Here is a 14,855-nt window from a genome sequence, read left to right on the forward strand (position 1 = left end):
GATCACGCCCCGCGCTGGCGTACCGCTTCGAACAGGCAGACGCCGGTCGCGACAGAGACGTTAAGCGATGAAACGCTGCCCGCCATCGGGATACTGATCAGCTCGTCGCAGTGCTCGCGCGTCAGACGGCGCATGCCTTCGCCTTCTGCGCCCATCACCAGTGCCATTGGCCCGGTCATTTTGCTCTGATAGAGCGTATGATCCGCTTCGCCAGCGGTGCCTACTACCCAGATGTTGTATTCCTGCAGCAGACGCAGCGTGCGCGCCAGGTTGGTGACGCGGATCAGCGGCACGTTCTCCGCCGCGCCGCTGGCGACTTTCTTCGCGGTAGCGTTGAGCGAGGCGGAACGATCTTTCGGCACGATTACCGCATGCACGCCTGCGGCGTCGGCGCTGCGCAGGCAGGCACCAAGGTTATGCGGATCGGTAACGCCATCCAGCACCAGCAGCAGCGGTTTTTCCAGACTCGCCAGCAAATCCGGCAGGTCGCCTTCCTGGTACTGACGGCCAGGTTTAATGCGCGCCACAATGCCCTGATGCACGCCGCCTTCAACCTGACCATCCAGCCACTGGCGGTTCGCCAGCTGGATAACGATGCCCTGAGCTTCCAGCGCCGCCACCAACGGCTGCAGGCGACGATCGTCACGGCCCTTGAGGATAAAGACTTCCTGGAAGCGCTGAGGATCGCGCTCCAGCAGCGCCTGCACGGCATGGATACCAAAAATAATTTCGCTCATCGATCTGCTCAGTTAAGAATTGAATGGACTTCAGCGGACGCTTTCTGCTGCGCAGAAAGCGTCCGTTAACGCATCAGGCCGAATCAGGCCTGCTTTTTCGCGGCGCGCTTCGCCTTTGTGGCGGCGGCGATTTTACGGGTTTTTTCCGACGGGGTTTTGCTTTTTTTCTCTTTCTTCCCTTTCTCCGGCGTCGACTTGCCGTCGCGGAAAGCTTCGTTCGGTTCGAAGTTGCCTTTTTTACCTAACTGACGACGACGCTTCGGCGGCGCTTTGCCTTCGCGCTTCGCCTTGTCGCGCGCGGTTTTGCCCTCGCCGCGCGGCTGGCGCTGGCTGGAGATCAGCGCGAAGTCGATCTTACGCTCGTCCAGATGCACCGCCTCGACCCGAACTTCAACCGCATCGCCCAGACGATAAGTGCGTCCGCCCGACTCGCCGATCAGACGCTGCCCCACCGGATCGAAGCGGTAGTAGTCGTTGTCCAGCGAAGAGACGTGCACCAGTCCGTCGATAAAGAGATCGTTCAGGCGCACAAAGAAGCCGAAGCCGGTCACGCTGGAGATCACGCCGTTAAAGGTGTTGCCAACCTGATCCTGCATAAAGTCGCATTTCAGCCAGTCGGCGACGTCGCGCGTGGCCTCGTCAGCGCGGCGCTCCGTCATGGAACAGTGCTGACCCAGCTGCAGCATCTGCTGCATCTCATAGTGGTAGCCGCCGGTCGCCGTGGTGTTACCTTTCACCTCGCCTTCGGCCTGCGCCAGCAGATATTTAATGGCGCGGTGCAGCAGCAGGTCGGGATAACGACGGATCGGCGAGGTAAAGTGCGCGTATGACTGCAGCGCCAGACCGAAGTGTCCGCGGTTTTCCGGATCGTAGACCGCCTGCTTCATTGAGCGCAGCAGCATGGTTTGCAGCATTTCCGCATCTGGACGATCGGCGATCTGCGTCAGCAGCTCGGCGTAGTCGATCGGTTCCGGTTTGGTGCCGCCTGGCAGCGAGAGGCCCAGTTCGTTGAGCACGGTGCGGAAGCTGGTAATGCTGTCGTCGCTGGGACGATCGTGATCGCGGAACAGCGCTGGTTCCTGATGTTTCTCGACAAAGCGCGCCGAGGCGATGTTGGCGAGGATCATGCACTCTTCGATCAGCTTGTGTGCGTCGTTGCGCACGGTGCGCTCTACGCGTTCAATACGACGTTCCGCATTGAAGATAAACTTCGCTTCTTCGGTCTCAAACGAGATGCCGCCGCGCGACTCGCGCGCTTTTTCCAGCACCTTATACATGCTATGCAGCTCTTCCAGCGGCTTCAGCAACGGCGCGTACTGTTCGCACAGCTCCGGGTTGCCCTGCAGGATATTCCACACTTTGGTGTAAGTCAGACGCGCGTGCGAGTTCATTACTGCTTCATAGTGCTTAAAGCCGGTCAGCTTGCCCGCGGAGGAGATAGTCATCTCGCACACCATGCAGAGGCGATCGACCTGCGGATTCAGCGAGCAGAGCCCGTTGGAGAGCACTTCCGGCAGCATGGGGACCACCTGCGACGGGAAATAGACTGAGGTGCCGCGCTGAAGCGCTTCGTCATCCAGCGGCGTGCCGGGACGCACATAGTAGCTGACGTCGGCGATGGCGACCCACAGGCGCCAGCCGCCGCCGCGTTTTTTCTCGCAGTAGACCGCATCGTCGAAATCGCGCGCATCTTCGCCATCGATAGTGACCAGCGGCAGCTTACGCAGATCGATACGCCCTCTTTTCGCCTCTTCAGGCACCTCTTCGCTGAGCTTGCTGACCTGTTTCTCTACTTCAGGCGGCCAGCTGTGCGGAATTTCATGGGTGCGCAAGGCCATATCGACCGCGAGGCCGGTGCCCATATTGTCGCCGAGGATCTCCGCGACTTTACCAATGGCTTTGGTGCGGCGCGTCGGACGCTGCATCAGCTCGACCACAACGACCGAGCCCATACGCGCTTGCATCGTCTCTTCCGGCGGAATAAGAATGTCAAAGCTGAGACGGCTGTCGTCCGGCACAACAAAGCCCGCGCCCGCATCGGTGAAGTAACGGCCGACGATTTGGTTGTTGCGCGGTTCCAGCACGCGCACGACGCGCGCTTCGCGGCGTCCTTTGCGATCGGCGCCCAGCGGCTGCGCCAGGATAACGTCGCCGTGCATACACATTTTCATCTGCTCGGCAGAGAGATAGAGGTCATCCTTCTGGCCCTCTACGCGCAGAAAGCCGTAGCCGTCGCGGTGGCCGATGACCTTGCCGCGCAGCAGATCAAGCCGTTCCGGCAGCGCATAGCACTGGCGACGGGTAAAGACCAGCTGGCCGTCACGCTCCATGGCGCGCAGACGACGACGCAGCGCTTCCAGGTGCTCTTCGTCGGTGAGGTTCAGTTCCTGCGCCAGCTCGTCGCGGCTGGCAGGTTTTTCGCGTTTTTCCAGATGAGCCAGAATAAATTCACGGCTCGGAATAGGGTTTTCATATTTTTCAGCTTCTCTTTGCTGAAAAGGATCGTTTGACATAGCGGTTCCTCCGATGTCATTTCAGATTCATTGCCACCGGCGGTTCGGACAATAAAATTTGGTATAAGGGTTCGTTGCCCTCGACTAAGTCTGCCAGCGTGTAGCTGTCCAGTTCCCGCAGAAACAGCTGTACCGCGTCGTTTAGCGCTTTTCTTAAGCGGCAGGCTGGCGTGATGGCGCAGGCGCCGCAGTCTACAAGCTGTAGCGGCTCCATTTTGCGCACCACATCACCGATGACGATATCATGCGGATCCATCCCAAGACGGATGCCGCCATTTTTGCCGCGCGTCGCGGCGATAAAACCCGCACGGCTGAGTTGATTAATGATTTTAACCATATGGTTGCGCGACACGCCGTAGGTCTCAGTGACTTCAGTAATACTCGTCATTCTGCCTTCCGGCAAACTGGCCATATAAATTAAAGCTCGCAGACCATAATCGGTAAAACTTGTCAGCTGCACAATTACCTCAGTGAATCACCCATGGCGTGTTGATTAACTTCGTTCGCGTTGCGGTTGATTTTAATAGTAAACCGGCTTGCGGTTACTCTAGATGATAAACCAGAGTCGAACCCAGAGTGTGTTTTTTTCAGCCGAACGGCGATGTGATAAAGCGAAGGGATGATAAGCGGCTTGCTAAGCGGGGAAACAGAGGCCGGAGCAGCTCCGGCCTGTGCAGGATTATGCGTCGAACGGATCGCGCAGAATCATGGTTTCGCTACGGTCCGGGCCGGTAGAGATAATATCAACCGGTACGCCCGTCACTTCTTCAACGCGTTTAATGTAGTCGCGTGCGGCCTGCGGCAGACCTTCCAGCGTTTTCACGCCAAACGTGGTTTCGCTCCAGCCCGGCAGGGTTTCATAGATCGGCTCAATGCCTTCCCAGTTTTCCGCCGCCAGCGGCGTGGTGGTAACTTCGCGGCCATCCGGCAGGCGATAGCCTACGCAGATTTTTACTTCTTTCAGGCCATCCAGCACGTCCAGCTTGGTCATGCAGAAACCTGACAGGGAGTTGATCTGTACCGCGCGACGCACCGCGACCGCATCCAGCCAGCCGGTGCGACGACGACGACCGGTGGTCGCGCCGAACTCGTTGCCCTTGGCGCACAGGAACTCGCCGATATCGTCAAAAAGTTCGGTCGGGAACGGGCCCGCACCGACGCGCGTTGAGTAAGCCTTAACGATGCCCAGCACGTAATCGACGCAGCGCGGACCAATGCCCGAACCGGTCGCCACGCCGCCAGCGGTGGTGTTAGAGGACGTCACATAGGGATAGGTGCCGTGATCGATATCCAGCAGCGTGCCCTGCGCGCCTTCGAACATAATCAGGTCGCCGCGCTTCTGCGCCGTATCCAGCAGGTCAGAGACATCAACCACCATGCTGGTCAACACGTCGGCAACCGCCAGCACGTCGCGCAGCACTTTGTCGTAGTCGACCGCATCTTCTTTGTAGTAGTTAACCAACTGGAAGTTGTAGTAATCAACAATCTCTTTCAGCTTGACGGCGAAGGTCTCTTTATTGAAGAGATCGCCGACGCGCAGACCGCGGCGCGCCACTTTATCTTCATAGGCCGGGCCGATGCCGCGACCGGTGGTGCCGATAGCTTTGGCGCCGCGCGCTTTTTCGCGCGCCAGATCCATCGCGACATGGTATTGCAGGATCAACGGGCAGGCTTCAGAAATCAGCAGACGTTCGCGTACCGGTACGCCACGCTCTTCCAGGCCTTTCATCTCTTTCATCAGAGCTTCAGGCGAAAGCACCACGCCGTTACCGATAATGCTGGTTACGTTTTCGCGCAGGATGCCGGATGGAATTAAATGGAGGACGGTTTTTTCACCGTTGATGACAAGCGTATGGCCTGCATTGTGGCCACCCTGGTAGCGCACAACATAGTTAGCGCGTTCAGTCAGAAGGTCTACAATTTTACCTTTGCCTTCGTCACCCCATTGGGTGCCCAGTACGACGACGTTCTTACCCATTTTCAAAATCACCGATTGCTTAAAAATGGATTCTACCATCTGATCTTGCTGCTTTCAGCACTTTTAGCATACGTTTGCGCGCATTTTTCGCCCGAATTTTGCTCACTACAACATCCTGGGGAAACGGAACGCAAAAGGCACAATTTAGCCGACGGATAAAAGATTCAGGCACCGCTGTGTACGCTGAGCATGTAATAAATCACCACGCCCGCGACCACCAGCCCGCCGCCGAAACGGTGCAGCAGACGATCCGGCAGCTGCGCCATGCTGAGGATCATACGGCGCCAGATGCGCGGCAGAAACATCGGACCCAGGCCTTCCAGCACCAGTACCAGCGCCAGCGCCATCCATATGGTTTTATTCATTTACCATTCCAAAAAAAAGGCCGACATTATTGTCGGCCCGTAGGTTATAGCAGTTCTTATCGCGTCGCGTTAGAGGGCGCTTTCATATATCGGAAGAAATCGCTATCCGGGCTGAGCACCATCACGTCCTGATTGCCTTCGAAGCTGTTCTCATAGGCGCGCAGGCTGCGGATAAAGGCGTAGAAGTCCGGATCCTGACTGAACGCGTCAGCGAAGAGTTTCGCCGCCTCGGCATCGCCGTCGCCGCGCGTAATCAGCGCGCTGCGCTGCGCTTCCGCCAGCGTGCGGGTAACCTGATAGTCCGCCTGAGCACGCAGTTTTTCCGCCTCTTCCTGACCCTGCGAGCGCTGGCTGCGCGCTACCGCTTCACGTTCGGCGCGCATACGGTTGTAAATCGCGTCCGAAACCTCGGTCGGCAGGTTGATCTGCTTAATGCGAACGTCAACAACCTGAATACCCAGCGCCGCCATGCTGTTTGGATTGATTGCCGGCTCTTTGCTGTTGGTTTCGCGCTCGACGCGCGCCGCCGCGCTGGCGATAGCGTCATCAGCCGCTGGCGTCTGCACGTCGTCGTCGTTGCCGGCGCTGCCGGTATTCAGCGCATCGCGCACGTCGGTGGTCAGACGGCCGCGGGAGTCCGTCACGATGTCTTTAACGTCAAGACGCCCCATCTCGGAACGCAGACGGTCACTGAACTTACGCTTCAGCAGCACTTCCGCCTGTGATACGTCGCCGCCGCCCGTCGCCAGGTAGTAGCGGCTGAAATCGCTGATGCGCCATTTGATATAGGAATCAACAATCAGGTCTTTCTTCTCTTTGGTAACGAAACGATCCGCCTGGTTGTCCATGGTCTGAATACGCGCGTCCAGCGTTTTTACCGTCTCAAGGAAAGGGACTTTCATATGCAGACCCGGCGCGAACACCTGCGGTTTGTTTTCATCGTCGCGCAGCACTTTACCGAAGCGCATGACGATACCGCGCTCGCCTTCCTGTACCACGAACAGTGAAGCGTAGAGCGCCACCAGTACAACAATAATGACTACAATTATGGGCTTACGCATCGATTACTCTCTCCCTTCGCGCTGGGTATCGTTGCGCAGAGCATTGGCCCGACGCTGATCCATGATGCTGTCTGGACTGTAGGCTGACGTGTCGCTGCGGCTGGCAGTGCTGCCGGGCGAAGCGGGCAGCGTAGTCAGACTCGCGCCTTTCTGGCCGCCCTGCGCCGCGCTGCTTGCGCCTCGCATCAGCTGGTCGAGCGGCAGTACCATCAGGTTATTGCTGCGATCGTTAACCAGCACTTTGCGGGTATGGCTCAGCACGCGTTCCATGGTCTCGATATAGAGACGCTCTTTGGTAATAGCCGGTGCCGCCTTGTACTCAGGCAGCAGCTTAGCGAAGCGCGCCACTTCGCCCTGCGCTTCCAGCACGGTCCGTTCCTTATAAGCGCGCGCCTCTTCGAGAATACGCTGCGCCTGGCCGTTCGCACGCGGCTGTACTTCGTTCGCGTAGGCTTCCGCCTCGCGCACATACTGCTCGCGGTTTTCGCGCGCGGCGATCGCATCGTCAAATGCGGCTTTCACCTCTTCCGGCGGACGCGCCGCCTGGAAGTTGACGTCCAGCAGCGTGATGCCCATGTTGTAAGGACGAATGGTTTCGTCAATTTCGCGCTGCGTATCGCTACGCACGACGGTACGTCCTTCGGTCAGGATACGGTCCATAGTGGAGCGGCCAATAACGCCGCGCAGCGCGCTGTCGGTCGCCTGGCGCAGGCTGTCGTCCGCGCTGGTGACGGCGAACAGGTAACGTTCAGGATCGGTTACGCGGTACTGCACGTTCATCTCGACGCGCACCACATTCTCATCGGAGGTCAGCATCACGCCCGATGCGGCAAGCTCGCGCACCGCTTCAACGTTCACTGCACGCACCTGATCGATAAAGGTGGGTTTCCAGTTCAGGCCTGGCTCAACCAGATGACTGAACTTGCCGAAGCGCGTAACGACCCCACGCTCCGCTTCTTTGATGGTGTAGAATCCACTGGCGGCCCAGATAACCACCGCCGCGACAGCGACGATACCAACCAGTTTGCCACCGCCGCCGCCGCTGCGCTGACCATTGTCACCCTGTTTGCCACCGCCCAGTCCGCCGAGCTTTTTGCTCAACTTACGGAAGATATCATCCAGATCCGGAGGTCCCTGTTCACGACCGCCTTTGTTTCCCCCAGAGTTGCCGCCTTTATTATTGCTGCTTCCCCACGGGTCGCGGTCCTGTCCGTTATTACCGGGCTGATTCCACGCCATGTTCTACTCCATTTATTGTTAGTGCGCTGTTTACCCTGCAGCTTTCAGGCTGTAGCTGTTGTTGGCTGCCTTCGTTCACCCCGCTATTTACCGGCGTAAACGGACAGGGAGAATCATCCCAGAAAAACGGCAGCCGCCTGCTACACCATACACGCTATTGCGTAAGGACGTTTGGGCAACGTGTCAAACTATGTAATCGAGCAGCGCCGGTTCCTGCTTGCACAGGCGTCGCCAGTCAACCATCGGCATACGCACGCGTAACCCGACGCCGCCATCTTCTTCATTCCATTCATCTTCAATGGCCTGCAGCTGATAGAAGCGGCTGCGCAGGCGGCCCGCTTCCGGCGGCAGGCGCAGCTCGAACTGTGCGATTTCGCCCGCCAGCCGCTCAGAAAGCGCCTGCCATAGCAGCGGTATGCCTTCGCCGCTCTGCGCTGAAAGCCAGACGCGGATCGGCAGATCTTCTTCATTACGGTCGATGCGCGGCACGAACCCGTCCAGCATATCGATTTTGTTCATTACCAGCAGCGTGGGGATCTCATCCGCCTCGATCTCTTCCAGCACCGCATCGACCGCTTCGATGTTCTCGTTTACACGCACGTCGGCGGCGTCGATCACATGCAGCAGCAGCGTCGCCTGACGCGTTTCCTGCAGTGTCGCTTTAAACGCGGCCACCAGGTCATGGGGCAGATGACGGATAAAGCCGACGGTATCGGCCAGCACTACTTCGCCGACATCTACGACGTTCAGACGGCGCAGGGTCGGATCAAGGGTTGCAAACAGCTGGTCCGCCGCATAGACGTTCGCGGAGGTAATGGCATTGAATAAGGTGGATTTACCGGCGTTGGTATAGCCGACCAGCGACACGGTCGGCACATCCGCTTTAGCGCGCGCCTGACGTCCCTGCTCGCGCTGTTTTTCTACGCGCTCAAGCCGGGACAAAATCTGGCTGATTCGATTACGCAGCAAACGGCGGTCGGTTTCCAGCTGCGTTTCGCCCGGACCGCGCAAGCCGATACCGCCTTTCTGGCGTTCAAGGTGCGTCCAGCCGCGTACCAGACGGGTAGCAAGATGGCGCAGCTGGGCCAGCTCGACCTGCAGCTTACCTTCATGCGTGCGGGCGCGTTGGGCAAAAATATCCAGGATGAGACCAGTACGGTCAATGACTCGGCATTCGCACAGGCGCTCCAGATTACGTTCCTGCGCAGGGGTTAAGGCATGATCGAATAAAACGACCGATGCTCCACTCGATTTTACCGCATCGGCAATTTCAGCTGCCTTTCCTTCACCGACAAAATATTTGGGATGTGGCGCTTTGCGACTGCCAGTAATCACTTGCAGCGCTTCTACGCCCGCAGAAGAAACCAGGGTTTCAAATTCCTGCAGATCTTCCATCTCTTTGTCTTGGGAGAACCAGATGTGTACCAGTACGGCCTGCTCACCGGCATCATAACGGTCAAACAAGCTATAACCTCGCTTATAAAATAGAAGACCAGGACGGAAAACGTTCTGCGTTCTCCCGCCCTGGCTTGTACGGGTAGCGCGTTATTCCGCGTTATCGCCGTCTTGTTGTGGCTGCGACTGTGCAGAAGCGTTGCTACCGCCATGATGGTAGTTATTGCTGCCGCCACCAGCATTGTTGCTGTGGTGAGAAACCGGGCGTGATGGAACCACGGTAGAAATGGCGTGCTTGTAAACCATCTGGCTTACCGTGTTCTTCAACAAAATCACGAATTGATCGAAAGACTCAATTTGTCCCTGCAGCTTGATACCGTTGACCAAATAAATCGAAACCGGAACACGTTCACGACGCAGTGCGTTCAAAAACGGGTCTTGTAATGATTGCCCCTTAGCCATTCTATCTTTTCCTTATATGCTTGTTGTTTATTACTTGTAGAACCGAAGTCCTGAAAATACTGCGTAAAAATTTGCGCACGATAACCAGCCAATTGTACACAATCACCCATGCTTCGCACTAAGAACCTGAAGCACCTCGTTACGCGCGGATTCTGGGCTGTCGCTGTCAAGCCAGCGGACATTTTCCCAGCCGCGTAACCAGGTCATCTGGCGTTTAGCGAGCTGCCGGGTCGCGCAAATTCCTCGATAAACCATCTCGTCGTAATCGATCTCGCCAGCCAGATATGACCACATCTGACGATAACCGACACAGCGAATGGAAGGCATATCCGTATGCAAATCACCTCGTGCAAACAGGGCCCGAACCTCCGCTTCAAATCCCGACGCCAGCATCTGCTGAAAGCGCAGTGCGATACGCTGATGCAGCAGTTCACGGGTCGCGGGGGCGATGGCGAACTGATACACATCGTAGGGTAACGCTTCGCCGGATGTTTTTGTCAGTTCCGTTAAAGTTTTACCCGAAATAAAAAAAACTTCCAGTGCTCGCGAAAGTCTCTGCGGATCATTCGGATGAATACGCCCCCCGGCCACCGGGTCGATTTCACACAGCTGACGATGCAGCTCATCCCACCCTTTTTCACGCGCCATTTGCTCTATGCGCTGACGCACCTCCGGATCGGCCGAGGGGAGCGGCGACAATCCTTCCAGTAATGCCTTGAAATAGAGCATAGTTCCGCCAACAAGCAGCGGTATACGGCCGTTCTGAACGATCTCCTCCATGGCCGCCAGCGCATCGCGACGAAAGTCGGCGGCTGAATAGGCTTCCGACGGATCGCGAATGTCCAGCAGGCGATGGGGCGCCTGGGCCAGCTCTTCAGCCGAGGGTTTAGCCGTGCCGATATCCATCCCGCGATAGATTAAGGCAGAGTCAACGCTGATAAGTTCCACCGGCAGCTGCTTTCTTAATGCAATTGCCAGCGCGGTTTTGCCCGAGGCGGTTGGCCCCATCAAAAATATAGCCTTCGGTCGGCCAGCCTGGTTTTGTTCACTCATGCTTAAATGCGGCAAGCGCGCTCTCAATATCTATAGTCTGAATCAGGCCTGAAGGCGGCGATTTTAACAATTGCGGACAGAGCCTTTCGAGATCTGTCAGCAGCGCAATCGCCTGCGAGTGATTCCAGAGGGAGGTTTCCGTCTCGCAACGTCGCGCCAGCCAGTGAGCCAGCTGCGGGGCATCGCTCTCCGGCTGCTGTGCAAGGTAGCCTAACAGCTCTGGGATCAGGATTTGTAAATTTTGCGTGCGTAAGGGTAAAGGCACCGCGCGCAGCGTAACGTGATCGCCTTCCGGCTGCAGATCGATGCCCATCTCCTGCAGCAGGCCCTGCTTATCTGCGGCGATCTGGCGCTCCGGCCGGGCAACCTTCATGCGCACCGGGATCAGCAGCGGCTGCGGCTTCAATCCCGTCTCGCCTGGCTGTAGCTGCGCATGCCGTACCCAGCGCGCCGCCACCGGCAGCGAAAGCAGCTGCAGTCGCTGCTCCTGTTCCAGCAGCGCATAACGCTCCCGCACCACCGTCAATACGCGGCCGAAGCTCTGGGCATGCGACGTCAGCGGCGCGTCGACAGGCTGCGCGCGCGGCGCGACAGGCGGCGCGACAGGCGGCGCGACCGGTTCAGCCGGTGTGCGCTGGCCCGACGCCGGCGTTTTCAGCAGCTGCTGATAGACCGCGCCTTCGCGCTTGCTGTAGCTGTTCTCTTTATTTTGCCAGCCCGGCTGCGCATTTCCGCCGCCGCCTCCGCTTCCACTCCCGCTTCCGCCTTCGCTGCGGCGCGGCGCGGCGGGCTGAGAAAAGTGGTTGCCGCCTGCCGCCTGACGATTCTCCGGCTGCCAGCGCGGCGCAGGCTCTTGCGTCTCTACCGCTGGCAGGGTCGGCGCGCTGCTCGCCTGCAGGACGCTCATTACGCCCTGGAAGATAAAGTCGTGCACCAGCCGTGACTGATGAAAGCGCACCTCATGCTTGGCGGGATGGACGTTGACGTCTACCTGATGCGGATCGATTTCCAGATAGAGCACGTAAGCAGGCTGCTGGTCGGCCTGAAGCTGGGTCTGAAAAGCCTGGCGTATCGCATGGTTGATCAGCTTGTCACGCATCATACGGCCGTTGACGTAGCAATACTGAATATCGGTCAGCTGGCGCGATCCGGCCGGATCGGCCACCCAGCCGCGCAGCAGCAAATCGTCGTGCTGCCAGTCGATGCGCAGCGCATGCTGCATAAAGGTCGCGCCGCAAATCGCGCCCAGCCGCCGCTCGCGCTGCGCCTCGTCGCTGACCGCGCGGTACTGCCGCATCAGCTTGCCGTTGTGGCTGAGCGAGATCGAAACGTCAAAACGCGCCAGCGCGATACGACGGATGACCTCGTCGATATGGCCGAACTCGGTTTTCTCGGTGCGCATGAATTTTCGGCGCGCGGGCGTGTTGTAGAAGAGATCGAGCACTTCCAGCGTGGTACCGCACGGGTGCGCCGCGGGTTTAACCGTCACCTCCATCTCGCGGCCTTCGGCGTAAGCCTGCCAGGCTTCGCTCTGTGCCTGGGTGCGCGAGGTTAAGGTTAAGCGTGAAACCGAGCTGATGCTGGCGAGCGCTTCGCCGCGAAAACCCAGGCTCATAATGGCCTCAAGATCGTCGAGCGAGGCGATTTTACTGGTGGCGTGACGCGCCAGCGCCATCGCCAGCTCCTCTTTACTGATGCCGCAGCCGTTATCGCGAATGCGGATGAGTTTCGCGCCGCCTTTTTCAATATCGATGTCGATACGCGTCGCGCCGGCGTCAAGACTGTTCTCCACCAGCTCTTTTACCACCGAGGCCGGGCGCTCGACGACTTCGCCCGCCGCAATCTGGTTAGCCAGCTGCGGCGGTAAAATTTGAATGGGCATGGTGATTATCCTTGTTGAGCTGGCCCGGCGCCTGGCCGGGCTGACCGTCAGGAGGCGGGGATTTTCAGGGTTTGCCCCAACATAACATTCGAGGACTTCATATTGTTCGCCTGGATGATCGCCTGCGGGCTGACGCCGTAATGCGCGGCGATTGCCGTCAGCGAGTCGCCCCGCACCACTTTATGACGCGTCGGCGCGCGCGCGGCCACGCTGTTGCTGGCCGGCACCTTCAGGCGCTGTCCGACCCAGACCACATCGCGCTTAAGCCGGTTCATGTCGCGCAGCGTGCCCATGCTGACGCCATACTTCGCGGCGATGCCGGAGAGCGTTTCGCCGCGGGTCACCGTATGACGCTGCACCGCGCCGGTATACTGCGTGGTGCCGGTCGCCGGATTACTGGCGACGCTCACCGTCGGCGATGAGCCGAGCGGACGGTTTTCCTCCTTTGGGAGCGATTGTAGCGGGTGCGCCAGGAAATAATTGCGCAGGCCTTTGTAGATAGCCATCGCAATTTTATCCTGGTAAGCGCTACTGCCGAGCAGTCGCTCCTCCGAAGCATTACTGATAAAGCCGGTTTCTACTAACAGCGAGGGAATATCCGGCGAACGCAGCACGCCGAGGCTGGCGTGCTCCGGCAAACGTTTATGCAGCGGCGAAACGCCGCGCAGCTGTTGCAGCACCTTCACCGCGACGTCATAGCCGACGCGCTGCGAGTGGCCAAACTGGAGATCAAGCACCGCCTGGCTGAGATAGGGATCCGCCTGGCTGTTCGCCAGCAGATCCCCGGCGCCGCCCAATAGTTCGGACTGTTTCTCGCGCTGCTCCAGCCAGTTCGCCATTTCGCTGTTGGCGCGGCGGTTAGAGAGCACCCATACTGAGGCGCCGGTAGCGCTGTGGCTCGGCGCCGAGTCGGCGTGAATAGAGACCAGCAGGTTGGCATTCTCTTTACGCGCTACCTCGGAACGGCCCATCACCGAAATAAAGTAGTCGCCGTCGCGCGTCAGCACCCCTTTGAACATCGGATCGTTGTTCAGCAGCACCTTCAGCTTGCGCGCGATAGCGATAGTCACGTTCTTTTCATGCAGGCCGCGCTGTCCGGTCGCGCCGGGATCCTGGCCGCCGTGGCCCGCGTCGATCGCGACAATCACCGTATCGTTACTGGTGGGCATCGCATTGCCTGGACGCGTCGTGGTGTTGGAATTGCTGACCGCGGTGACCTGGTTGGCGTTAAACGGGTTAGCGGCGCCCTGGCGCGGCGTTACGCGGCCCGGCGTCTCCGTTGCTGCGGTCGACACGGGCGCGGCGCGGGTGACACGCTGCCTGCCCTGAATGGTAAACACCACGTTATAGCTGCTGCCGTTACGCTGGGTGACCGCGCGGGTTTTGCCCGGCTGCGTCAGTTCAAAGACCAGCCGAATGCTCTGCTTATCTTTTGGCGTGCTGGTGCGAATGCGCCTGACGATATTTTCGCCGCTGAAGTTCAGCGGCAATCCCTGAATCACGCCGCTCTGGCGAATATCCAGCACCACGCGATCCGGATTGCGCAGCGGAAAGTAGCCGTATACCGGCTGTCCGGCGAAGCTCAGGGTAACCGTCGCCTGACTGTCGCCGTTCTCCACTTTAATATCGGAAAGGCTGGCGGCCAGCGCAGGCGCCGCAGCCAGACAGAGTAGCAGCAGCAGCGCGCTTTTCATCCTTGCGATCATGCCTGCGCCACCTGCTCTGTCAGGGTCTCACCCAGCGCAGAGTGCGCTTCAAGACGCGCCTCGCGCGCAGCGCCGACGTAGCTCAGCGTCAGCGCCAGATCGGGCGGGGGCAAGACGCCAGCGCCCTGCTGCGGCCACTCGACCAGACAGATTGCGTCACCGGTGAAGTAGTCGCGGATGCCCATAAATTCCAGCTCTTCCGGATCGGCCAGCCGATAGAGATCGAAGTGATAAAGCGCGCGCTCACCGAGCTGATAGGGTTCTACCAGCGTGTAGGTCGGGCTTTTAACGTTGCCCTGGTGGCCGAGCGCCTGCAAAAATCCACGGCTGAAGGTCGTTTTACCCGCGCCCAGGTCGCCATAGAGATAGATTACCGCCGCGCCGGTACAGGCGCGGGCCAGCTGAGCGCCCAGATCGAGGGTCGCCGCCTCATCGGGCAAGGAAATAACACAGGTCTTCATGCT

13 protein-coding genes are annotated in these 14,855 nt (G+C 58.8%); all 13 read right to left on the bottom strand.

Annotated elements, in window-relative coordinates; genetic code table 11:
• Window positions 1-2: 2 nt before the first annotated feature.
• The gene (gene rlmB / locus D7S44_RS11675; protein ID WP_081140753.1) at window positions 3-737 is read right to left on the bottom strand and encodes a 23S rRNA (guanosine(2251)-2'-O)-methyltransferase RlmB; all 735 of its coding nucleotides are present in this window, start codon (window positions 735-737) and stop codon (window positions 3-5) included.
• A gap of 83 nt (window positions 738-820) precedes the next feature.
• Window positions 821-3,250 carry a ribonuclease R gene (gene rnr / locus D7S44_RS11680; RefSeq protein ID WP_120455020.1) on the bottom strand — a complete coding sequence of 810 codons (2,430 nt, stop codon included), beginning with the start codon at window positions 3,248-3,250 and terminating at the stop codon, window positions 821-823.
• A 16-nt stretch (window positions 3,251-3,266) separates the two neighbouring features.
• Window positions 3,267-3,710 (bottom strand): nitric oxide-sensing transcriptional repressor NsrR, encoded by a 444-nt coding sequence (nsrR, locus tag D7S44_RS11685; protein ID WP_120455022.1) that lies wholly within the window; start codon window positions 3,708-3,710, stop codon window positions 3,267-3,269.
• Window positions 3,711-3,929: 219 nt separating this feature from the next.
• A complete protein-coding gene (locus D7S44_RS11690; protein WP_120455127.1) occupies window positions 3,930-5,228 on the bottom strand; it encodes an adenylosuccinate synthase in 1,299 nt (432 codons plus the stop codon).
• 164 nt (window positions 5,229-5,392) lie between these two features.
• Entirely contained in the window at window positions 5,393-5,593 is a 201-nt protein-coding gene (locus D7S44_RS11695) for a DUF2065 domain-containing protein (RefSeq protein ID WP_120455024.1), read from the bottom strand.
• A gap of 56 nt (window positions 5,594-5,649) precedes the next feature.
• Window positions 5,650-6,654: a protease modulator HflC gene (hflC, locus tag D7S44_RS11700; RefSeq protein WP_120455026.1), complete on the bottom strand. Its 1,005-nt coding sequence runs from the start codon at window positions 6,652-6,654 to the stop codon at window positions 5,650-5,652.
• A 3-nt stretch (window positions 6,655-6,657) separates the two neighbouring features.
• Window positions 6,658-7,893 (bottom strand): FtsH protease activity modulator HflK, encoded by a 1,236-nt coding sequence (gene hflK, locus D7S44_RS11705; protein WP_120455027.1) that lies wholly within the window; start codon window positions 7,891-7,893, stop codon window positions 6,658-6,660.
• A gap of 183 nt (window positions 7,894-8,076) precedes the next feature.
• On the bottom strand, window positions 8,077-9,357 hold the full coding sequence (hflX, locus tag D7S44_RS11710; protein WP_120455029.1) for a ribosome rescue GTPase HflX: 1,281 nt from the start codon (window positions 9,355-9,357) through the stop codon (window positions 8,077-8,079).
• Window positions 9,358-9,438: 81 nt separating this feature from the next.
• Window positions 9,439-9,750, bottom strand: a complete 312-nt coding sequence (gene hfq / locus D7S44_RS11715) for an RNA chaperone Hfq (protein WP_081140747.1) — start codon at window positions 9,748-9,750, stop codon at window positions 9,439-9,441.
• A gap of 102 nt (window positions 9,751-9,852) precedes the next feature.
• Window positions 9,853-10,803, bottom strand: a complete 951-nt coding sequence (gene miaA, locus D7S44_RS11720) for a tRNA (adenosine(37)-N6)-dimethylallyltransferase MiaA (RefSeq protein ID WP_120455031.1) — start codon at window positions 10,801-10,803, stop codon at window positions 9,853-9,855.
• Window positions 10,796-12,685 carry a DNA mismatch repair endonuclease MutL gene (mutL, locus tag D7S44_RS11725; protein ID WP_120455033.1) on the bottom strand — a complete coding sequence of 630 codons (1,890 nt, stop codon included), beginning with the start codon at window positions 12,683-12,685 and terminating at the stop codon, window positions 10,796-10,798. The genes miaA and mutL overlap by 8 nt, the downstream gene beginning before the upstream one ends.
• Window positions 12,686-12,732: 47 nt before the next feature.
• Window positions 12,733-14,391: an N-acetylmuramoyl-L-alanine amidase AmiB gene (gene amiB / locus D7S44_RS11730; RefSeq protein WP_120455034.1), complete on the bottom strand. Its 1,659-nt coding sequence runs from the start codon at window positions 14,389-14,391 to the stop codon at window positions 12,733-12,735.
• On the bottom strand, window positions 14,388-14,852 hold the full coding sequence (tsaE, locus tag D7S44_RS11735) for a tRNA (adenosine(37)-N6)-threonylcarbamoyltransferase complex ATPase subunit type 1 TsaE (RefSeq protein WP_120455036.1): 465 nt from the start codon (window positions 14,850-14,852) through the stop codon (window positions 14,388-14,390). Before tsaE ends, amiB begins: the two co-directional genes overlap by 4 nt.
• Window positions 14,853-14,855 lie beyond the last annotated feature (3 nt).

This window comes from Pantoea piersonii (genome assembly GCF_003612015.1).
Lineage (GTDB): Bacteria > Pseudomonadota > Gammaproteobacteria > Enterobacterales > Enterobacteriaceae > Pantoea > Pantoea piersonii.

Excerpts from the sequence above, each read along its gene's own strand:
- rlmB (WP_081140753.1), bottom strand. The coding sequence starts at position 737 with ATGAGCGAAATTATTTTTGGTATCCATGCCGTGCAGGCGCTGCTGGAG.
- rnr (WP_120455020.1), bottom strand. The coding sequence starts at position 3,250 with ATGTCAAACGATCCTTTTCAGCAAAGAGAAGCTGAAAAATATGAAAAC.
- D7S44_RS11690 (WP_120455127.1), bottom strand. The coding sequence starts at position 5,228 with ATGGGTAAGAACGTCGTCGTACTGGGCACCCAATGGGGTGACGAAGGC.
- D7S44_RS11695 (WP_120455024.1), bottom strand. The coding sequence starts at position 5,593 with ATGAATAAAACCATATGGATGGCGCTGGCGCTGGTACTGGTGCTGGAA.
- hflC (WP_120455026.1), bottom strand. The coding sequence starts at position 6,654 with ATGCGTAAGCCCATAATTGTAGTCATTATTGTTGTACTGGTGGCGCTC.
- hflK (WP_120455027.1), bottom strand. The coding sequence starts at position 7,893 with ATGGCGTGGAATCAGCCCGGTAATAACGGACAGGACCGCGACCCGTGG.
- hfq (WP_081140747.1), bottom strand. The coding sequence starts at position 9,750 with ATGGCTAAGGGGCAATCATTACAAGACCCGTTTTTGAACGCACTGCGT.
- miaA (WP_120455031.1), bottom strand. The coding sequence starts at position 10,803 with ATGAGTGAACAAAACCAGGCTGGCCGACCGAAGGCTATATTTTTGATG.
- mutL (WP_120455033.1), bottom strand. The coding sequence starts at position 12,685 with ATGCCCATTCAAATTTTACCGCCGCAGCTGGCTAACCAGATTGCGGCG.
- amiB (WP_120455034.1), bottom strand. The coding sequence starts at position 14,391 with ATGATCGCAAGGATGAAAAGCGCGCTGCTGCTGCTACTCTGTCTGGCT.
- tsaE (WP_120455036.1), bottom strand. The coding sequence starts at position 14,852 with ATGAAGACCTGTGTTATTTCCTTGCCCGATGAGGCGGCGACCCTCGAT.